Below are 20448 nucleotides of genomic sequence, written 5' to 3'. Positions count from 1 at the left end.
AGCTGCTCATAAGAAATGAGTTGAGGGTGCAGGTAAAAAGCTTTGCGGCTCCAGATTTCTCTTACTGCCTGCTAATTTTTATTCTTTACTGAAAAACGATATGGCCAAAGTTCTCAGATTACATACCAACGCATCGACCGACCTGGAAGGATGGAAGCAGAGTATCCAGATAGACAGCAGCCTCATTCAACATATATCCGACCCATCCGGAGGGCGAGCCAAAAAGGTGAGCACTTCTATTCCTACGCCACTGGCCCGGATGCACCTGTTTCGCACAGCCTTTGAGTTTGTGGTAAACGACCCGGCGGCCAACCTCCGCGATAATACCGTTTACCACAAAATGGTGTCGCAATGCCTCGATGTGCTGGAGCTGGTGTACAATTTCAGTAAGTTCCGGCAGGCCGAAAAGCAACTGCTCATCCGCCGCTGGAATATAGATGGTAAGCTGCAGCAGATGAAGGATAACCCGCAACATCAGCTGCTGGCCCATACGCTCTCTCTTTTCCTTGATTACCGCAGGCCCGAAAGCTCTTTCTACAACTTTACCGATATTTACCTGATTTACTACAACTACCAGGTTATTGCCGGTACCAGCCCGTTTACCCTTTTCTTTACGCTGCCCGAATTAAGCGGAGTTGATCTTAACAGCAGCAAAGGATACAGACTTTTTGAGACCCCGGTGCCTGTTTATGACCGTCCGGAAGGTTTCCAGCTTTATCTGCATAAGCTGTTTGGTGCCTATCCATCGCTAAAGGTTTCCTGCAAGGCATTGTACGAATACCTGACGCTCGCGAAAAAGCAAACCCCGCCGGCCCTGCAAAATCAGCTCAATGAGTTGCAGTTCAATTCCGATTACGGTGCCAATAACTTTATGCAGGAATTTATGCCCCTGCTCGACGACAGTAACAGCCTTGTAACTATTAAAGATGTACAGCTGGCTACCGCTCCGGTCGATAATGTTAATATTGCCTCGGTGAGTGATTTCGTACTCCGGCCGGAGAAACAGGTGGCGGAGAACCGTTTGCCGCTCCTTCTGAAGGAAGGCAATTACCCCGGCTGGAATTATGTGTCAGGTGCCTGGCAGCAGGAAACTCCCGTACCGGTAAAAGACCCTTACCCGCTGGAGAGCCGTATTTTGCCCGGCCTCTCCGATAAATATCCTTACCTGACGGTAGGCGACTTCCTGGAAGACTACCTGCTGGAGCTTCCTTACGAGCTTAACAGCCCTCGTTTTAACTATGGAAAAGTCCAGTACCAGAATGGAGCCGAAAAAGACCGCCTGTTCCACTTTAACTACCTGCTGCCTGTCCGTAAGGAGTTCTTCAAATACTTCTCCTATAAGGACCTGGATAAGTACCTGACCTTTATCATCGATCCGGCCTATGTAAAGGTACAGCTCTCTGTGCCGGTGCGAAGAGGACAGATGATTCTGGAGAAAACCTATTATGAGAACCCGCAGAACCCGAAGGATGCCGAAGGGAATATCATTAAAAAGAAAGGTAAAATCGTGCAGGCTACCTTTGGCCTGGGCGTTTTTCCATTCTTTAAAATGGCTGAGCAGGAATACAACGATTTTTATAAGGTAATGCTGGTAGACCTGGAGCGGAATGGCGCCCTTGCCTTCCAGGATTACGACCTTCGCTTTTACCAGAACGAGCAGCCGCTACGGGAAACCGAAGGGGTGAGCGGTGTTCGTAAAACCCGGCGTACTTCCAAGGACGAAGCCAATTATGGTTCGACTTATTACGAGGTATTTAATACGGCTTTCGACTATATGGAAGTGCTGCACCCGATGAGTGGCGATACAGAAGATCCTGTAAAAGGGGTACTGATTCCGAAATGGCGGGAAATTGGTCCGGGTACTAAAACCTATACCTTTGCGGTCGACTTTGGTACCACCAATACCCATATTGCCTATACGGTGGGGCAAAATACCGCTCCACAGCCCTTTTCTATAGAGGAAGAAGACCTGCAACTGGTCATGCTCAATAAACCTGCCAGTGAACCCGGACTGCAGCCTATTCAGAAGTTTAAAAAAGCTTCCCTGCACAGAGCGATGGAAATAGATACGGTGGTTAACCGCGAGTTTATTCCTTACCTGATTGGCGGACAGTTTAGTGGTGCAGAGGTGAGTTTTCCTATTCGTACGGCTACCTGCGAAGTAAGCGACTTTATCGTGCAGCCGACCGATATGCTGGGGAATATTAATATTGGCTTTGGGATCAACAAGGAACTCGAAGTGCCTTCGCACACCAGCTATAAAACCAACATTAAGTGGAGTCTCGATCTGGACAAGAAGGGTAATGACCGGATAGAAGTATTCTTTAGCGAACTCCTGCGACTCATAAAGCATAAGGTGGCGCTAAACGACGGCATTATCGAAAAAACCCGCCTGGTGTGGTTCGCGCCTCTGAGCCTGGAGCCTTTTGCCTTTAACCAGTTTCAGGAAAAGTGGAATACCCATTACCAGCGCATTTTCCGCACTAACCGCCAGCCGGGCCACCTAACGGAATCGGCCGCTCCTTTCTACTACCTGCAGGCAGCCGGCGAAGTAGTACCGGCAAGGGGCGAAAATCTGCTCAATATTGATATAGGAGGAGGCTCTACTGATGTGCTCTTTTTTGTAGATCAGAAGCCAGCCATGGGTTCTTCATTCCGTTTTGCGGGCGATGCCCTCTGGGGCGATGGCTTCAATAAAATATCCGGCATGGATAACGGCTTTCTGCAAACGTATAAGAAGTTAAGCGATAAGCCTTTCAAGCCCCGGTCTATCAGTAAGAGTTCTTCCGATGCCTTCAACGAGATATTCAATAATATTGATAAGGAGGTGTACAACAATATCTTCATTCGCGCCCGCCATATGCGCATCCTCTTCTACCTGCACTATACTGCGCTGGTTTACCACTGTGGCCAGATGATGAAGGAACTTGACCTTTCTATCCCCCGCTATATTACCTTTAGCGGCAAAGGAAGTCTTTACCTGAACTTCCTAACCGGGGGTAGTAACCTGAGCCAGCTGGAGCGCCTGACGGGGCTGTTGCTGCAGGAGGTGACGGGAAAATCAGTGCCTGCTAATTTTAAAATGATACAGGCAAGCAAGCCTAAAGAAGCAACAGCCAACGGCGGAGTGTTTTATAACCCTGATATTCATCGATTCGATGAGGTAGGGGCCATAAAACTGCTGGGCGATCCGCAGCATACCGACATCAGCAAGAATGTAGTGAGGTTGAAAGAGGCAGATGAACAGGTAGTAGGGCAGGTACTGGAGAATGTACAGCATTACCTCGACCTGGTGCTGAGCAATGCCGCCATAACCGACTACCTCGACGTTTTTGCCATCGAAGCCGACCTGCCTACCCTCCGCGAGAGCCTGAGCCGAAAGTTAAAAGATAGCATGAATCTCGGCCTTAACCGCCTGCAGGAACAGAAGAACGTGGAGGAAAGGCCATTGGCAGAAACTTTGTTTTTCTATCCGTTGCAGCACAGTTTATACGAACTTTCTAAAGAACTTTACCAGGAGCATTATGCCGATTAAACGATTAACGGGCTTTGTCATTTTTCTTAGCCTTTGGGCCGGAAGCTGTTTTGCCCAAGCTCCACTGGATAGCCTGCAGTACCGCCAGGCAAAATTGAAAATCTGGTGCGAAACAGCGCAGTTTATTTACCAGGATTATAAGGCAGACAGCCTGCTCAAAGGACTCAATTGCCTAAACTGGGAACAGTTCAGGCAAAGTCTCCGGCCTAACCACCTGGAAACCTATACCTTTTTTGAAGCTGTTGAAAAGCCTGCCATCTATGCCGGCTATACTTCTTTTGAAGCAAAACTGGGGAAGCTGGTAGAGGAAATAAGTAAGAAGCTGAAAGCCTCGAGCAGCCGGAGAGGAAACCAGGCGCGCTTGCAAAGTGTCGATCAGCTTCAGCAGAAATTAAGTGTTATTGTTGCTCAGCCGGAAGTATTCAGCGAATCTATAGCCGGGGCTGCTGATGAAGGAGTTACTGTACCTCCTGGAGAATCCGAAATGCAAAGCTCCAATGTGGAGGAAGCTAAAGCTGAGCTGGAGGAAGGATGGGGTTGGACTGAGCTACTTCAATGGCTTTTAATTGGATTGTCCCTGGCACTCTCGGGCTGGCTATGGGGGCAGAACAAACAGCTGAAGAAAGAGCTGAATCAAAGAATGCAGCGCCGGAAGCAGGAAATAGGCTCGCTTACCCGGCAAAGCGAAGCCCAGCTGAAAAAGAAAGTGAAGATTCCTGAGCCAGGTTTGGGTGAAGCAGAGGTAACTCACTTAGTTCGGAAAGAAATTGATAAAATCCGGCAGCAGCAAAAGGCAAAACAGCAGAGAATGGTTGTTTCTGCTTCAAAGGAAGAGGGCTCACAGCCGAAGCCTGCATCATCTCCCGTAGAGCAGGAAAAGCCCCGCCCTGCAGTAGAAAATCACCAAGAATCCAGAAATGGGCCGGCTGGCCTGTATTATGATAAGCTTCCGTTTAAAGGAGGCTTCCATCACAATCAGCTTAGTCCTCAGCTTCAGCCCGATAGCATCTATACTATTCAGTTAATGAGCGACCGGCCGGAAGAGGCCCGCTTTTGGGTAACCGAAGACCATGAAGTGCAAAAGTATGCCATGCAAAACGGGCTGAGTTTTTTTGAGGAAGCCTGTGAATATGGGCAGGTGGAGGAAAATCCTTCCCGTGTCCGGAACCTGGAGAAAGGGCAGCTACGTAAAAAAGGGAACCTCTGGCAAATTGAAAAGAAAGTAAAAGTAAGTTTTGAATAAACCGCCCTGCTGGCATGCTCTACCTCGAAATACTGCTCATTCTGCTGGTGTTAGCTGTACAAATTGGACTGTACCTGAAGAACAGGCAAAAAGCAGCTGCCCTGGCCCGGCTTTATCCGGAGCGGAGCCACTTATCAGTAGTAGCGGAGCAAGTTAATCCCGATGAGTCTGCTGCCATTGAGCAGCTTTTAGCAGCTGAAGCTTCCGAGACCTTCCAGCAAACGCTCGACGATTCCAACACTTATTTGCGGAAAAACAGGGGAGGGGCGGCCAGTTTCCAGATGCTGAAAGAGCTGGGAGAGCGGCCGATGGAGCGGGAGGAATCAGCCGCCGCCGGGCAGTTGACCACGCCCTTGTATACTGGTTTACTTGGTACTTTTTTAGGTATTCTCCTGGGGTTGGCAGCCATTGTGGAAGCGGGAGTCACGGAAGACAGCATACAGGGCTTTTTAACCGGAGTAATGGTGGCGATGGCTGGTAGCTTCGGGGGTCTGCTGTTTACCCTTCTAAGCTCTTATCATTTTCGAAAAGCGCGGCAGCAGGCCCTGCAGCGGCAGCAGGATTATCTAAGCTTTCTGCAGGTGGAGCTGCTTCCCGCCCTCGAGCAGGATATGGCCAGCAGTCTGGGAGGGCTCCGTACTGTTCTCGACCAGTTCAATAAAGACTTCTTTCAGAAGATTATCGACTTTAAAGAAGTATTTGCCAATCTGAGCAACTATGTTGGGGTGCAGGAGAAATTCCTTACTGCCCTGGAAAGCTCCGGCTACAGCAGGCTTACGGAAGCTAACCTGCAGTTCTTCGAGAAGATACAGGAAAATAAAGCTCTTTTTGAGGAATTTGGCAGCTACCAGCGTAGTCTGAATGAAAGCCTCCAGCTCGGAAGGGAAGCAGCAGGCGATATTCGGGAAGTGGTGGAGCGCCTCAGGCAAATCGACGATATGCAGGCTTATATGCGGCAGAACGAAGAGCTCCTTCGTAAGCAGGTAGGTTACCTTACAGCCCATCAGGACAGGATGCAGGACCTGACGAATACCATACAGCAACATTTTATTGAGGCAGGCGACGATATTGGCAAAATTGTGCAGGAACGTCTCCAGATTTTGAGGAGAGAGGAACAGGATGCCGGCGAAGCACTACGCGAACATTTCAAGCGCTTACAGCAGGAGAGTGTGTACGAGAAAATTGCCGAGCAACTGCAGCCTATTAAGCAAATGGAGCAGGAAGTGGAACAAATGAGTAATACCACCCAAAACTCCTCACGCATGCTGCTGGAAACCAGTCAGTACCTCATGAAAAAGATTAACCAGGACAGCCGAATCCACCAGGGACTCCTGGAAGAAATACAGGAACTTAACCGGCAGGTGGCCCAGTTGAACGACCGGAAGAGCTGGTGGCAACGGGTGTGGAGTAAGCAGGGCAGGCCATGAAAAAAGAGCAGGACTTCTTCTGGCCCGGGCTGTCGGATTTGATGACGGTGCTCTTCGCTGTAATGCTGGTGCTCTTTGTTCTGAGTTTTAAGTTGTTTCAGGACAGAGAATTACGGCTCGAAAAGTACGTGACCAGCTATCAGAATATTGAAGAATTGGAGCTGGCCTTACAAAGGTTGGATAAAAGCGAATACTTTGACTATCAGGAAGAAAACGAGCGATATGAGCTGAAAGTGCCGGTTTACTTCGACCAGTGGGAGAGTGAAATATCGCCGGAATACCGTGAAAAACTGATAAAAGCAGGCAAACACTTACAAGGGTTACTGCAGGAGGTGGGGCAGCAAAGCGTTGAAAGTGAGCCAGATATTAAGTATATTGTCATCGTTGAAGGAATGGCAGCAAGAGATCTTGTTAACTCACAAAGAAATCAGAACGAACAATTTATCCGGGACACCTATCTGCTCAGCTACAAACGGGCACTGGCACTGGTAAACCTATGGAAGGAGAATGGGATTAGTTTTGAGAAAGAAAGGTTTGAGCTCATTATTTCTGGCAGTGGAATATACGGAACAGGCCGATATACACGTAAAGAGAATGAGGGTAAGAACAAGCGCTTCCTAATACAAATTGTACCTAAAACCGGAAAACTGGAAAGTGGAGAGCATGAAGTGGATCTGTAGAATCTTTGTATTTGTAGTATTTATTCAGTTAAGTGCCTGTAATACAGGCTATGAAGACATTCCCCACCTGGTGGTAGGGATAGAAGATGGCAATACCCTTGTATTGAAAGACGGACTTAAGGTGCACCTGATTGGGGTGGAATCTAACCGACAGAGCCAGGAGTATCTCGAACATAAAGTTTTGCACCGGAAGGTAAAGCTGGTCTTCGACCGCAGTAATTATCCTGAAGTAAAAAAAGGTACCGAGGAAGTGTGGGCTTATGTGATGACCGAAACCGGTAATCATTTAAATGCCATGATGCTTCGCGACGGACTTACCTCCCTTAATGATAAATTCCTTACCGATAGTCTGGTGGCTTTCTCCGATTACAGCACTCTTACAGCCAATCAGCCTGTCGAAGATAATATGCCTTACTCCGGCCCCCTTAAGGAGCGGACATTTAAGCCTAACCTGCCACCTATGGAGCCAAAAACGGAGTTTAAAAGCTTCGTAGACCTGGTAGCTTATGCAGAGCAGGCGGTTTTTCTGGTATTGGGACGCAATGAAAAAGGCCGTACCGTAAGCCAGGGAACCGGATTCTTTATTGAAGAGAATGGGCTTGCCGTTAGTAACTACCACGTTTTTGAAGATGCCGTAAAATGGATGATTCGCACGAAAAATGGTAATCGCTATCAGGTAACGGAAATCATCGAGAGCAATAAAGAGTTTGACTATATCCTCTTCAGGGTAGGGCTTGGGGAAAACGAAACCTACCCTTACCTGCCGGCAGCTGAGGAGGTACCGCGGAAAGGAACCGATATTTTTGTGCTGGGAAATCCGCGTGGGCTTGAAAGCACCATTACCCGTGGCATTGTTTCGGCCATCCGCGACCAGGGCGAAAAGGAGGCAGTGATACAGATAGATGCAGCCATCTCTCCCGGCAGTAGCGGAAGCCCGGTAATGAACATGGACGGAGAGGTAGTAGGAGTAGCTACTTATAAAGCACGCAATTGCGAAAGCTGTAACTTTGCCATGAGTATCAAGCTCTTAGGATTTTAGCTTTTTCGAAAATAGCCTGTCATTCGCTCTCAATAAGGTTTTGTTAAACTTTTTGGGCTTTCAGGAGGTTATATAAATGAACAGTGTACGGAAAACCCTGCTGTTTGTTGTTTAAACTGCCTGCAAAAACATGAATGACAGAATCAGAAAAAAGTTAATTCAAATTGTTCGTCTTGAAGATTCACCAATTTCCTATCCCAGTCTTATCCAGCAGATGAACCTGGGCCTGAATCTCGACATCCCACATGAAAAGAATATGCTGGGAGAAATTCTAAATGAAATTTCCACCGAAGAGCATGAGGAGGGCCGGCCGCTCCTAAGTTCCCTGGTTAAAATTAAACCAAAAGGGCAGGGCGATAATTTTTTTAAGCTCTGCGAAAAGCTGGGCTACGGCGAGTGGAAAGACCTCAAAAGAAGCGATAGCTTTCTGGATGAGCAGATTGGCAGGTGTAGGGAATTTTGGTTAGATGAGGAAAACTATAATAAGTTTCTCTAGTCGGAAAAAGCAGCAAAGAAAATATATGAGAAGCTCATGGCCGTAAAGACCATGGGCTTCTTTTTTTGACAACAGCATTTCATTCTCATAAATATGAATAAAAAAACATATTCTTTTCATAACATTTCATAGCTGTTGTGGGTATCAGTATTAGGTAGGTTCGTGTATCCGCAGGATGCATCCATTTTTTAACCTTCAGCTATGAAAACCAAAGGAGTTACACTTCTTTCTCTGTTAGCGATACTTCTTATTTGTGCTGAAAACGGCCATGCGCAGGTGTTGGTGCAGTCTTTCGATACCTTATCGGCCTTAAGTCAGTTTGAGGGCACGCCTCCGACAATTGGACAGGTAGACATAATAACTGAACACCAGTATAGTAATGGAACATTGCCTTTTTTTATCTCAGGCAATGGAGACCAATATTTGCTGATGAACAAAAGTAGCAATAATCAGCGCCGGTATTTTGAACGAAGTACAGGAATAAATGAGGAGTCTTTTCTGAGAATTAGCTTTGATTTTAAGGTGGATAGCAGCAGTGCCGCAGGAAAATTTGCCGGTATCTTTGTTGGGGATACTTTAGCCCATTTTAGCCATTACCCGGTAAACAAGGAGCGCTGGGCACATCTGAACATTTACGTTACCGAAACCAAAAGCTTTTACCTGAGTAATGAAACAGAAAAAGGGGAGTTAGGGAGGACGCCTGCTTTTAGCGGCGAGCACCGTATTTCTATTTTCCTCAATAATAGCGGGAGTGATATTGTGTATGTGGGGCCGGATGACAGAACAAGTGTGCTCTCCGATGGATTTGTGATGGTATGGATAGATGACTTGCCACTATTAGTATCACCAGCTCACAAGGGAAGCAGTTCAGCCATCAATACAGTTAAATTTTTATTGTGGGGCAACAGCCTTGTCGCTTTAGCCCAACTCGATAATTTATTGATTACAAACGATATAAATATCGACCCGCTGCCAGTAGAGTGGCTTAGTTTTAGTGCTCATTGGCAGGGGAAAGATGTTGAACTTCAATGGAGAACGGCTACTGAAATGAATAGCAGCCACTTTGTGGTGGAGCGCTCTGCCGATGGAATCCATTTTAGCCGGATTGGCAGTAAAAAGGCAGCCGGTACAAGCCAGGAGGAGCAAGCTTATCAGTTTAAAGATGAGCATCCAGAGCGGCTTTTTTCCCCTGTTTTATATTACCGGTTACTGCAGGTTGATTATGATGGTGCATCGGAATATAGTCCGGTGGTAAGTATTGAAGTACCACCTTCCGCCCTGCAGCATGTAAAGGTGCACCCTAACCCATTTCGGGATAAGCTATTCATACTGTGGAGAGCGCTAAAGGAAGAGAAAATATACTTCCGCCTGTACGACAGCAGGGGAGGGCTAATACTACAGGAGGAGCGGCAAATGGCTGCCACTGATACCGTGGTATGGAAGCTGGATACAAGAGCATTACAGCAGTTGAAGGCAGGCTTGTATGTGCTGGAAGTGAGATCATCAGAATGCCGGCATCAATATCGACTACTGAAGGAATAAGGTAGCAGGCTGTAACAAGCATAGAATATTTCCGTAAGATTGAATCCTTTTTATTGTAGCTTTGTGGCCTGAAAAAGGAAGGAACGCGGAAAGGTTAAACAGGATACTATGGCAATGTCGTTTAATGCATTGAGGGTTGGGCATCGATACCGCCTGCGGAACTATGATGAAGTTCGTGAATTTACAGTGGTAGGTCGCCTGCACGACCAGAACTTTGTGGTGCAGGATTCTACTACCATGGAAAAATACGAGTTGCAGGAGTTAGTGCGCTATGGTAAGGGAAAGGACTATGATCTCGATGAGATTAACCAATACGGAGATATTATCTGAATTAACTGAATAAAAAGTCTCATGAAATCCGATGACCATTTGGAAGCGGTAGTGCTTCTGCAAAAGCACCTGCAGGTACAGAAGGGCGAACCTTTGGCCATAGCGCCAGCAGCCGGTTTAGCAGGAGTAGAGGAGCTGCGGGCGCTCCTTCAACAGCAAATTAATTTTCTGCTCGACCACCAGTTCGAGCGCTTACTGCAGGCCATGTACCGGATGGACGTGAGCGAAGATGCATTTAAAGAGGCACTGGCCTTATCTACGGGGCCTGCCATTGTAAGTAAACTGACGGATTTAGTGCTTGAGCGGGAAATGCAGAAAGTGGCTACCCGCCGCCTGTATTCTGCTTCAAAAATGAGCAGTATTTAAACAATAGAAGCCGGTGGTTCGGTTTGCCAGAAAACTGCGGCAGGGAGCACCAGGCCCTTTTTTTTCGCTAACTGCAGGCCTGTAGCAGGTTTTCCTTTTTGTAAGGTTTCCACTGGTCAAAGACTTCTTTTTTGCAGGTACCTCTTTTAGGTATAGAACCTAATTAACAGGCTTCGGACTGCTTAATACCTAAGCTGGATAAAAGCCGTCTGCATCTGTTAGGGCATATATCTCAACCGTTCAGAAGAACCGCCGCATGTGAAACCAAAAATAATTCGTCGGTAGCCGGCCTCTTTTTTAAACTCTTCAGCAAAAAGGACGTTTAGTAAAGGTGAGAAATCCGGCCCTCCCCTATATCAGTTGTGGTTCTGACAGGTGAAATTAATCGCTCTTCAATGATGGCGGAAGAGGATTTTACGGAATTTTTTTCATCATTTAATCTACAGGAAGACTTTACATGTTAAAGCAGAAGTTAATTTTAAGCTACTCATCAGGTATTATTTTTCAGGTGTTGCAGGTAGTGGCCAGCCTGGTTGTGGCCAGGGTAGCGGGTCCAACCGTTTTAGGTACAGTGGCCTTTGGTACTGCCTTCGTCTCTTTAATAGCTTTTATTGCCGATCTTGGCCTGGCCACGGCACATATACGGCTTATTTCGCAGGGGAGAGATGAGGCAAAATGTATTACCACCTTTACAATATTAAAGCTGGCTACAACGACTCTTTTTGTTCTCTCCGTTATTACCATGTTTATGGTGCAGAAGTACCTTCTTAACGAGCCTTTTGAAAGCCGGGTTCATGAAATTGTAATTTTCATTTCTCTGGCAGCTGTTACGGTAAGCCAGCTTCTTTTTATTCCAAAGTCGACCTTTGCTGCCCATACCGAACAGGCAAAGATTGAGCTTCCTAACCTCACCCAGGGCTTTATCCTGCAGCCTTTGCGAATAGTAATCGTCCTTTTAGGGTATGGAGCCATTGCCCTGGCCTCTGCCTCCCTGGCTTCCTATCTGCTCGTTATTCCTCTTTATATTTATTTGTTTCGTGGCTACAACTACGGTTCTTTCGATAAAAAACTGGCCCGTGAATACATCAGTATTTCATTGCCGGTCATTTTTATAGGGATGTCTACCAGCATGATAAATCAGGTAGATAAGGTACTGCTTCAGTACCTGGCCGGTTCTGAAAGTGTAGGATATTATACCGCAGGTTTTAAAATTGGAGGCTTTATTTTGCTGGTAGGGAAGAGCGTGCGAAAATTGTTTTTCCCGCTCTTTTCAAAGGCAATTGCAGAAAATAATCAGCAATACATAAAGGATAAAATAGAGCGTTTTGAGCGTTTCAGCTTTCTTTTTATTATGCCAGCCATCCTGCTGCTTATAATTTTTTCGAAAGAAATCATCTTCTTACTCCTGGGCGCGGAATACCTTGAGTCGGTGTTGGTAATGCAGCTGGTAACGGGGGCGATGTTCATTTCTATTGTTAACATGCCTTTTGAAAGTGTGGTGGAGGGAGACGGCAAGTTTAAGCTCTCTGCTATACTGAGTACCGCCAACCTGGTGCTGTTTGTGGGGCTGATTTTTGTCTTTGTCGGACCTTGGTTTTTTGACCTGGAAGCTGCAGGGGTAGCAGTTGCTTTATTGCTGAGTATGCTTTTTTTAGGAGTTATATTCCGCTTTTATGCACTCCGTAGCTGCCCAATCCTTAGTCATATAAGTGCGGCCAAATATGCCCTTTTCGGGCTGCTTTTCTTTGCGGCTTTCTTCCTCGTGTATGAGTGGCTATTTGATGATCAATGGTACCTGCAGGCTGTTTTTGTAAGTATTTTCCTGATTTGCATCTATGCCTTTTTTACCCTGATAGGGTGGATGAGTAGAAAAGACTGGCAGGAGCTGCTGTCTGTTGCAGATTTTGGGTCGATGAAGAACTATATTTCGAGTGAGTTAACAAAGAAAAAGAAATAAATAAAGCAGGAAGAAAAGGTGGAGCTGCAGGTTTTTATCTTACATGAAGGCCCGCTGCTTTTCTTCTAATATTCCCATTCTATTTTTTCCTTTATTACTTTGGCAGGAACGCCACCAACGAGCGTACCGGGTGGCACATCTTTATTAACCACGGAGCCGGCTGCTATTACAGCACCATCCCCGATTTTCACCCCTTTCAGGATAGTTGAATTAATGCCTATCCATACATGGTTTCCTATTTCAATGGGCTTGCTCATTTCATGGTTCGTGTTCAGGATGGTATGTCCATCGGTATCCCAAATACGTACTCCTTCTCCAATAGCTACTCCATGGCCAATTTTAATGCCTTTGAAACAGGCAATCTGGCAACTGTTATTCATGCTGCCGCTGCCTAGCTCCAGCCTTGCATGCGGACTTACCTCCACCCTGCAGCCGGTGAAAATCTTGAACCTGCCGTTAATAATAAGTTCAGAGTTGTCGGACAAGGTAAAAAGGGAAGGGTTGTAAACATCCGTTCGGTGGCGAATTCCAACCGCCAGCTGGCCCTCCCCTTTAATCGAAACATTCTTGCCTATTCTTCCTTTTACGCCTTTATGAATCCTGATATTTAAAAAGTCTTTTAAGGAAGAGGTGCTTTCCTTTCTTTGTTGCATCCGGGAGAGGGAGATGCTACGGCTAAGATTTAAACCCGTCAGGAAGGGTATTCTCGCCTTAATGTATGTAAACATGACATTTAGAAAAAAGTAAAAAATAAATTTAACACGGGAGACAGTATTTTGGTATCCCCCGCTTTCAACTTTCAAAAAGTGGAGGCATCAAACTGACTCCTGATATATGATAAATCTTGGTTTAGCTGAAAATGTTTCAGTTCTTATTTTTAATTATCAGGTATTTATCTGGAAAAAATAAAAGGTAAGATGATCCACGGTGTGGGTAAGAAGTGAGGAGGTTTTTGTTCAGGCTGGAGTTTGGTAAAAAGCTAAGCTAAAGAGTGCTGGGAGGAGTTTATTTTTTTTGAATTCGGTTGCATGGGCCTTCATAATCGATAAAGATATGGATCCATAAAACCCTCGACAATCGAAAGTTGATTGGCAGCAGCCCCAGAACAATCAAAATAATTACTGCGGTAATTAGCAGGAGCGTAACCTCTTCGAGCAGAAAGCTTAAGGCAATCCATGCAGCCACAAATAACGCGGTACTAATGGCATAGCTGATGAACATGGCACCAAAGTAGTAACCCGGCTCAGGGTCAAAGTTTTGCCCACAGCACTGGCAGCTAGGGTACATTTTAGCAAATTGCGACGGGCTATAGAGAGTGCCGGGTGGAAACATATTTCCTTCGTGGCATCTCGGGCATTTTAAAGTCGATATACTATACAGTTTGCTTTTTTTCCAGTCCATAATTCACCTGTAGTCCTTAGAGATTCTAAGGTACTGTATATGGTAATTCTGAAAAAGGTTCGGCCCGAATATATTAACTGGAGGCCAGAATCATGCGGAAAAATATCTTACCCATTCCTTTGCATCTGTATATCGGTGGGCTGATAGCTAAAACCATGCATCTTCAAATAATTAAATTATTTTGCTTATGAAGAGACTTGTTAACCGCCTTAAATATCCTGATACTAAATACAAAACCAATGAACTCCTGAAAGAAAGCCTGATTTATAGAGGGTGATGAACCAGCAGTTTCCGGAAGAGATCCGGGACTGTATTTCCCGACCGCTGAATAAGCGCGATCTGGAGATTATAAAATTTCAGACAGCCATGAGACAAGGCTTAGCTGATACCAATCTTGCTTTTCTGTTTAATAATTTATTTATATTGGAGGAGCAGGTAATTATTTTCTGTTATTTTCTGTTAATTCCCAGACAGCACCGGAAAGGGCTGATCATAATATTATTTTTACAAAAAGAGGAATGAAAAAGGGCTATGACGAGCAGAGTGAGGAAATCCTGAAGAATAAACAGGAGAATATTTCCTTAGAGAGAATGATGCATTTCTCTCCGGATATGATCTGCCTGTTCGACAGAGAAGGTTACTTTTTAAAAGTAAGTGGGGCATGTGAAAATATTCTGGGGTATAGCACCCATGATTTAGAAGGCCGAAAGCTGGACGATTTTGTTCATCCTGATGATCTGGAAAAGACCATGCAGGAAGCGGGCCGAAGTGTCAGGGAGGGTAAATCCGTTAATTTCGAGAATCGTTATGTGGATCGTTCAGGCAGGGAAGTATACCTGCAATGGTCAGGAGGCTGGTCGGGAGAGGAGCAGGCCTTTTTTTATATAGGTCGTGACATCACCGAGCATATAGTGGTAAGAAAAAAGCTTCGTCAGCAGGAGGAGCTGTACAGTTCCCTCGTTGAAAATGGGGCAGACATGCTGGCCTTGCTGGATAAAGAGCTAAATGTTGTATACAGTGGAGGCTCGACCTTAAAAATTCTGGGGCATGCTCCAAAATATCTGGAAGGAAAGAGTGCACTTGACTTTATTCATCCCGATGATATACCATTAATAGAAACAGCACTCTCAAGTGCACTGGTGTCGGAAGGTGAAGTTAAGGTATCTGATTTCAGGTTCAGGGATGCCGGTGGAAACTGGAGGTGGCTCGAAACCTCGGTTAACAATCAGTTGGCCAACCCCAATATTGGTGCTTTCGTTACCAGCTCCCGCGACATAACAGACCGGATTCTTATCCGGCAGGGACTGGAGGAAAGCAGGCAGCGCTTTAAAGCCCTGTTTGAAGCCAATCCGGATATTGTGGTTTTTGAAAGCAGGGAAGGAATTATCCTGGACGTCAATCCTACTGCCTCCTTTTATTTTCGTACCCCACGAGAGGACGCTATAAGCCGTCCCCTTTCTGATTTTTTACCAGTCGATGCAAAGCAGATTTGCCAGGAGAGCCTGCAACAGGCGCTAAAAGGGGAACAGCCTAACTTTGAACTGGAAGTTATATTGAGCCGGCTCGGGAAAAAGGTTTTGGATGTAACCAAAATTCCGGTGATGGTGGACCAGGAAGTAGTAGGTGTGTATACCATTGCAAGGGATGTGACAGCTGTCAAAACTTCCGGCGATTTAATTAAACAGCAGGCATCAAAGCTTAGTACAATATTTGAAAGTATTACAGATGCTTTCTTTACCCTCGACAAAGACTGGAACCTTACTTATGTCAACAGCGAATTTGAAAGGCTCACCCTGCTGAGTAAAGAAGCATGTATCGGCAAAGATATCTGGAGTATTTTTCCTGAAGAAAGTGGGGGCGAGTTTTACAGGCAGTACCATAAAGCTGTGGAAACCGGTAAATCCGTTCATTTTGAGGCCTTTCTGGCGAGAGTCGATAAATGGCTGCAGGTAAAAGCATATCCTTCGACAGAGGGCTTATCTGTTTACTTTGATGATGTAACTGAAACAGTTAACTCCAAGCAGGAGCTCGAAAAGCTTTCTTTGGTGGCTAGTAAGACGACTAATGGGGTAATGATTCTGGATGCAGACGGAGTAACAGAATGGGTAAATGAAGGCTTTACAGACATAACCGGTTATTCGCTTTCAGAGGCCATTGGTAAGCAACTTAAAGAGCTTTTACAGGGAGAGGAAACAGACCTGGCAACCCTTAAAAGGATAAATGAAAAGCGAATACAGGGAAAGCCTTTTTCTGAAGAAATGTTGACCTACAAAAAGTCAGGTGAGAAAGTGTGGCTTTTCCTTGATATAACTCCTGTGTTTGATGATTTTGGTAAAATAGTGAGGTTTATTAACATTCAAACCGACATAACTTACCGAAAGCAGGCAGAGGAGGCCCAACAGCAATTAACCAGAGACCTTTTTCTGCAGAACAGAGATTTGCAGCAGTTTACCTATATGGTGTCACATAACCTCCGGTCACCGCTGGCTAATGCTATGGGGCTGGTTAATCTTTTAAAAGAAGTGGACAAGGATAGTGAGGTTTTCGACACTTCCCTTGCCTATCTAAAGGAAAGTGTCTTCAAGCTGGATAATGTTCTGAAAGATATGAATACGATCCTTTCCATCCGGGATAGGAAGGACAATTTCGAAAATGAATGGATTCCATTAGCACAGTTGTGCCGCGAAAGTCTGCATGACCTGGAGGAACCTTTAGAGAAAAGTGGCGGAGTGGTGAATATAAGTATTCATGAGCAGGTAAAAGTGCAGGGTAATAAAGCCTACCTGTATAGTATATTCCACAATTTGCTTTCAAATGCAATCAAGTATCGGTGGGCTTCCCGCCCTTTAAAGGTTAATATTACATGCCTGGCCCATACAACAAGAGGCACCATTATCTCTTTTACCGATAATGGTTCGGGAATTGATTTAAGTAAGGCTGGCGATAATCTTTTTAAGCTTTATAAGAGGTTCCACAATCATTCAGATGGAAGGGGAATAGGCCTATATCTGATAAAAACCCATATGGAAGCTATGGGTGGTTATATAGAAATTAACAGCGAACCAAAAGTAGGTACCCGCTTCCTGCTTTACTTTAAATAGATTTCACGGACGCTAAGTCAGAAAGTCCAGAAGAAAAATCTTGTAGAAAAAGAGAAGATGGAAAATTCATTTGGAAGACCTATTATTCCCGAAAATGAGACCGAAAGGCTCACCAGGTTGTATAGCTACGGCTTAACAGATACTTACGAGGAGTTGGGCAGCTTTAAGCATATTGCCTCCATGGCTGCTCATATTTTTAGAACACCAATTGCCCTGGTTTCATTTGTAGATGAAAAACAGGTAATCTTTAAAGCCAATGTTGGGATGGAAGGTACCCGCCAGGTAAGCAGGGGTATTAGTCTCTGCTCGCTCTCCATTTTACAGGAGGAGGTAACGGTATTTGAAAATGCAAGGGAGGAAGCCTGTCTGCTGGCCAATCCCTTGGTGACCGGCGACTTTGGTTTACAATTCTATGCTGCCGCCCCGCTGCAAACACCGGATGGTTACCGGATTGGTTCTGTTTGTATTGTGGATAAAAAGCCGCGAAAGTTCTCAGATGCCGAGCAGGAGCTCCTGCAGGGTTTGGCCAGTGCCGTAATGGAGGAGCTGGAAGAGAAAAGGTTGGGGTAATAAGGAAAATACTTTGCAATAAAAAGCGGACTTTTCACTGGATCTAGTGAATAAGTCCGCTGGAGTACCTCGGGCCGGAGTCGAACCGGCACGGCCTTGCGGCCATTGGTGTTTGAGACCAACGCGTCTACCAATTCCGCCACCGAGGCGTTTCTAATTTCTTCGCGATTGAAGAATATCCTTTTAACAGGCTTGCAAACATAGAGAATAATTTGCTGAAAGCAAATAGCTTCTCAATTAAAATCAGGCTTTTTGCTGCCCGTCAACCTCTGCCAGTTTAATGCAGGAAAAAGCGATTGGCTTATTTGAAAAGTATTTTTTCATTTGCGACCAGTTCTCCATAAAGAAAGCAGAGGAACGGTAATGATCCAAAGCTTTTTTATCGCGCCAGTAGCTATAGGTTGTCAGGATGTGTTTTTGATTATAGTCCTGTAAAAGCTCCAGTTTCTGGCAGCCGTCGAAGTTACGGATGCGCTCTTTGGACTCCTCAAAAATCTCAAGAAAATCATTTACATGCTCTTCCTGAAAGTACATTCTTACCACTCGTATCAACATGTTTCTGTAAGTTTAGCTTTTGTGCAAACAGCTGCAAAAGTAGAAGGTTTAGCGGTCTTTGCAAAGGCAGGCAAATAGGCTTCACCATTTTTTAATGTTATTCTTATGTTGTTTAATCTACCAGAAAAACAGGCAGGGTACAGAACAAACGTTTGAACATGCAAAAAAAGGTCCAAGGGTTTAAGGGATACTGACTGGAGGAAAAAATTATTGAGGAAGTAAAATTATAAATGAGTTTTTCAGCGAAGAGTAGAACAGCGAAACCTTTACAGGTTTATAAACCGCTCCTTTAGTCTAAGCGGCTTTTTTTTAAGGGAAGGTTACTTTCTTTTGAGTTGGCTATTGCACTTTCTTCGGTAATAAAATGGATAGTAACCGGGCTGTCGAAGCCCAGTCCCAGCAGTTCAGCTGCATTGCCGCAATTGATGCCTAACTCCAGCAGTCCCTGGCTGTTAAAAAGGGCAAATATTTCGCCGGCATCCACATGATTATACGCTTTGTGGATTTTCTGCAGGTTTTCGCGCCCCACCTGGAGCCTGAATTTGTCCTCCAGCAGAAATTCAAATTCATGTCGTTCAATATTGGTGATCAGGTTCCCGTAATGGTCGACATGAATCACATGGCCGGCAATACTTTTGCGACTGGCGCGGGGCTTGCGGCCAATCATTCGATTAAAGTAAGAAGTTTCCTCTCCCAATGCGTTCATAGGAATTCCTGCAGCCAGACGGGCCGCTGCAAAGGCCATAACATCTCTGGCAGGAAAACTGGTAAGCCGGGCCAGTTCCTTTTCTTCAGGCGTAGTGCCCAGTATTACCACCTGCTCAGGCTCCTGTTCGCTTAATAAACCAATCAGGCCATTGTCTGTACCAACAAAATAATGCCCTTCAAGTTTTACAGCAATATAAGCTTCGCCAAGGCCGCCGGTAGCGTGTACGGCTACCAGGTGAATGCTGCCGGGAGGAAATTCCCGGAAAACACTTCCAAGCACAAAAGAACCATGTGCGATGTTAAAGTGTTCTATTTGATGACTGATGTCTACAATTACCTGCGATGGGTTCTCAGACAGAATACGGGCTTTAACGGCAGCCGTATAATGGTCTTGAGCCCCAAAATCGGAGATAAATGTAATTATAGCCATAGTTGAGGATGAAATAAATGTGTAGATTTGTTAGAAACAAACTTACAGATTTTTAGAAAGCTTTTGAACTCAAACTTATAAAATATTTCGAGCCTTTGGTAGAAAAAGTAATCACGCTGGAAAACGTTTCCCTGCCTGAATTTTTAGGTGTTGAGAACCGGAACATACAAGAAGTTGCTGCTGCTTTCCCGAATAGCAAAATCATTTCCCGGGGAAATGAAATCCGCATTAAAGGAGCGGCGCACGAAATACTCAAGATTAACGATATCCTTAACTCTCTTCTGCAACATTACCACCGTTATGGAAAAGTAACGGAAGATAATGTACAGAACTACCTGCAGCAGGAAGAACAGGCGGTGTTGGCCAATAGTAAGGATGAAACCCTGGTGTATGGCACAAGGGGGTTTAGCATAAAGCCTAAAAGCGCTAACCAGCAGAAACTGGTCGATGCGGTGTTTGATAATGATTTAGTCTTTGCTGTAGGTCCTGCCGGTACCGGTAAAACTTATATTTCGGTAGCCCTGGCGGTAAGGGCACTGAAGAATAAGCATGTCAAGAAAATTATTATCACCCGGCCGGCTGTGGAGGCGGGAGAAAATCTGGGCTTTTTACCAGGTGATCTGAAGGAAAAGATAGATCCTTATCTTCGGCCCATCTATGATGCCCTGCAGGATATGATTCCGGCAGAAAAGCTGAAGTTCTACCAGGAAACCGGAATTATTGAAATTGCGCCCCTGGCCTATATGCGCGGGCGTACGCTTCAAAATGCCTATATCCTTCTCGATGAGGCGCAGAATACCACGCCTATGCAGCTAAAGATGTTTCTTACTCGAATGGGACCTAATTCGAAAGTAATTGTTACAGGCGATATTTCGCAGATAGACCTGCCGAGGAAGCAAAAATCCGGTCTGGTGGAGTCACTGGATATCCTGGCCAATGTCGAGGGAATAGGCTTTGTAAAGCTCGATGGAGCAGATGTGGTTCGCCATAAACTGGTAAGAAAAATCATCGACGCTTATGAGAAGGCAGAGGCCTAGACTTTTCTAAAAAAATTGAACTTGAACACCG

Annotated in this window: 16 protein-coding genes, 1 tRNA gene and 1 pseudogene; 13 read left to right on the top strand and 5 right to left on the bottom strand. The window is 45.4% G+C overall.

From position 1 onward, the window contains the following. Window positions 1–100: 100 nt before the first annotated feature. From F752_RS0109905 to F752_RS0109855, 10 genes are all read left to right on the top strand, one after another. A complete protein-coding gene (locus tag F752_RS0109905) occupies window positions 101–3535 on the top strand; it encodes a hypothetical protein (RefSeq protein ID WP_017731575.1) in 3435 nt (1144 codons plus the stop codon). Beyond that, a complete protein-coding gene (locus F752_RS0109900) occupies window positions 3525–4778 on the top strand; it encodes a hypothetical protein (protein WP_017731574.1) in 1254 nt (417 codons plus the stop codon). Before F752_RS0109905 ends, F752_RS0109900 begins: the two co-directional genes overlap by 11 nt. 14 nt (window positions 4779–4792) lie before the next feature. Continuing rightward, window positions 4793–6205, top strand: a complete 1413-nt coding sequence (locus F752_RS0109895) for a hypothetical protein (protein ID WP_017731573.1) — start codon at window positions 4793–4795, stop codon at window positions 6203–6205. After that, a complete protein-coding gene (locus F752_RS0109890; protein WP_017731572.1) occupies window positions 6202–6885 on the top strand; it encodes an OmpA family protein in 684 nt (227 codons plus the stop codon). The genes F752_RS0109895 and F752_RS0109890 overlap by 4 nt, the downstream gene beginning before the upstream one ends. After that, a complete protein-coding gene (locus F752_RS0109885) occupies window positions 6869–7924 on the top strand; it encodes a trypsin-like peptidase domain-containing protein (protein ID WP_017731571.1) in 1056 nt (351 codons plus the stop codon). The genes F752_RS0109890 and F752_RS0109885 overlap by 17 nt, the downstream gene beginning before the upstream one ends. A 130-nt stretch (window positions 7925–8054) precedes the next feature. Further along, complete coding sequence (locus F752_RS0109880) at window positions 8055–8420, top strand: hypothetical protein (RefSeq protein ID WP_017731570.1); 366 nt, start codon at window positions 8055–8057, stop codon at window positions 8418–8420. Between the two features lie 201 nt (window positions 8421–8621). Continuing rightward, window positions 8622–9962: a T9SS type A sorting domain-containing protein gene (locus F752_RS25325; RefSeq protein WP_017731569.1), complete on the top strand. Its 1341-nt coding sequence runs from the start codon at window positions 8622–8624 to the stop codon at window positions 9960–9962. Window positions 9963–10070: 108 nt separating this feature from the next. Continuing rightward, window positions 10071–10292, top strand: a complete 222-nt coding sequence (locus F752_RS0109870) for a hypothetical protein (RefSeq protein WP_026135645.1) — start codon at window positions 10071–10073, stop codon at window positions 10290–10292. Window positions 10293–10313: 21 nt separating this feature from the next. Beyond that, window positions 10314–10658 carry a hypothetical protein gene (locus F752_RS0109865; RefSeq protein WP_017731567.1) on the top strand — a complete coding sequence of 115 codons (345 nt, stop codon included), beginning with the start codon at window positions 10314–10316 and terminating at the stop codon, window positions 10656–10658. Window positions 10659–11115: 457 nt separating this feature from the next. After that, a complete protein-coding gene (locus tag F752_RS0109855) occupies window positions 11116–12615 on the top strand; it encodes an oligosaccharide flippase family protein (RefSeq protein WP_017731565.1) in 1500 nt (499 codons plus the stop codon). Window positions 12616–12698: 83 nt separating this feature from the next. Here the strand turns inward: F752_RS0109855 and F752_RS26975 are convergent. Continuing rightward, window positions 12699–12860, bottom strand: a pseudogene (locus F752_RS26975) (DapH/DapD/GlmU-related protein); the annotation flags it as partial. A gap of 760 nt (window positions 12861–13620) precedes the next feature. Then, complete coding sequence (locus tag F752_RS0109845; RefSeq protein ID WP_152425093.1) at window positions 13621–14016, bottom strand: DUF983 domain-containing protein; 396 nt, start codon at window positions 14014–14016, stop codon at window positions 13621–13623. A gap of 518 nt (window positions 14017–14534) precedes the next feature. Here F752_RS0109845 and F752_RS0109830 point away from each other — a divergent pair. Together F752_RS0109830 and F752_RS0109825 are read left to right on the top strand one after the other, a co-directional pair. Next, window positions 14535–17117 carry a PAS domain-containing sensor histidine kinase gene (locus tag F752_RS0109830; protein ID WP_017731560.1) on the top strand — a complete coding sequence of 861 codons (2583 nt, stop codon included), beginning with the start codon at window positions 14535–14537 and terminating at the stop codon, window positions 17115–17117. Between the two features lie 57 nt (window positions 17118–17174). After that, window positions 17175–17687 carry a GAF domain-containing protein gene (locus F752_RS0109825; RefSeq protein WP_017731559.1) on the top strand — a complete coding sequence of 171 codons (513 nt, stop codon included), beginning with the start codon at window positions 17175–17177 and terminating at the stop codon, window positions 17685–17687. A 65-nt stretch (window positions 17688–17752) separates the two neighbouring features. On the opposite strand, the gene F752_RS0109820 is transcribed toward F752_RS0109825, so the two are convergent. From F752_RS0109820 to F752_RS23850, 3 genes are all read right to left on the bottom strand, one after another. Next, window positions 17753–17836: transfer RNA gene (locus F752_RS0109820), tRNA-Leu, on the bottom strand. Window positions 17837–17930: 94 nt separating this feature from the next. Further along, window positions 17931–18242, bottom strand: coding sequence for a putative quinol monooxygenase (locus tag F752_RS0109815; protein ID WP_026135644.1), 312 nt, complete (start codon window positions 18240–18242; stop codon window positions 17931–17933). A 289-nt stretch (window positions 18243–18531) separates the two neighbouring features. After that, window positions 18532–19380: an SAM hydrolase/SAM-dependent halogenase family protein gene (locus tag F752_RS23850; RefSeq protein ID WP_017731557.1), complete on the bottom strand. Its 849-nt coding sequence runs from the start codon at window positions 19378–19380 to the stop codon at window positions 18532–18534. A 95-nt stretch (window positions 19381–19475) separates the two neighbouring features. On the opposite strand from F752_RS23850, the gene F752_RS0109805 reads away from it, so the two are divergent. Further along, complete coding sequence (locus F752_RS0109805; protein ID WP_017731556.1) at window positions 19476–20417, top strand: PhoH family protein; 942 nt, start codon at window positions 19476–19478, stop codon at window positions 20415–20417. Window positions 20418–20448: the final 31 nt, after the last annotated feature.

It is taken from the genome of Nafulsella turpanensis ZLM-10 (assembly GCF_000346615.1).
In the GTDB taxonomy this organism is placed as follows: Bacteria; Bacteroidota; Bacteroidia; order Cytophagales; family Cyclobacteriaceae; genus Nafulsella; species Nafulsella turpanensis.
This window is presented reverse-complemented; position numbering and strand designations above follow the sequence as displayed.

Coding starts and splice junctions, on each gene's coding strand:
- F752_RS0109895 (WP_017731573.1), top strand. CDS start 4,793: ATGCTCTACCTCGAAATACTGCTCATTCTGCTGGTGTTAGCTGTACAA.
- F752_RS25325 (WP_017731569.1), top strand. CDS start 8,622: ATGAAAACCAAAGGAGTTACACTTCTTTCTCTGTTAGCGATACTTCTT.
- F752_RS0109815 (WP_026135644.1), bottom strand. CDS start 18,242: ATGTTGATACGAGTGGTAAGAATGTACTTTCAGGAAGAGCATGTAAAT.
- F752_RS0109825 (WP_017731559.1), top strand. CDS start 17,175: ATGGAAAATTCATTTGGAAGACCTATTATTCCCGAAAATGAGACCGAA.
- F752_RS0109865 (WP_017731567.1), top strand. CDS start 10,314: ATGAAATCCGATGACCATTTGGAAGCGGTAGTGCTTCTGCAAAAGCAC.
- F752_RS0109845 (WP_152425093.1), bottom strand. CDS start 14,016: ATGGACTGGAAAAAAAGCAAACTGTATAGTATATCGACTTTAAAATGC.
- F752_RS0109830 (WP_017731560.1), top strand. CDS start 14,535: ATGAAAAAGGGCTATGACGAGCAGAGTGAGGAAATCCTGAAGAATAAA.
- F752_RS0109890 (WP_017731572.1), top strand. CDS start 6,202: ATGAAAAAAGAGCAGGACTTCTTCTGGCCCGGGCTGTCGGATTTGATG.
- F752_RS0109885 (WP_017731571.1), top strand. CDS start 6,869: ATGAAGTGGATCTGTAGAATCTTTGTATTTGTAGTATTTATTCAGTTA.
- F752_RS0109870 (WP_026135645.1), top strand. CDS start 10,071: ATGGCAATGTCGTTTAATGCATTGAGGGTTGGGCATCGATACCGCCTG.
- F752_RS23850 (WP_017731557.1), bottom strand. CDS start 19,380: ATGGCTATAATTACATTTATCTCCGATTTTGGGGCTCAAGACCATTAT.
- F752_RS0109905 (WP_017731575.1), top strand. CDS start 101: ATGGCCAAAGTTCTCAGATTACATACCAACGCATCGACCGACCTGGAA.
- F752_RS0109880 (WP_017731570.1), top strand. CDS start 8,055: ATGAATGACAGAATCAGAAAAAAGTTAATTCAAATTGTTCGTCTTGAA.
- F752_RS0109855 (WP_017731565.1), top strand. CDS start 11,116: ATGTTAAAGCAGAAGTTAATTTTAAGCTACTCATCAGGTATTATTTTT.
- F752_RS0109900 (WP_017731574.1), top strand. CDS start 3,525: ATGCCGATTAAACGATTAACGGGCTTTGTCATTTTTCTTAGCCTTTGG.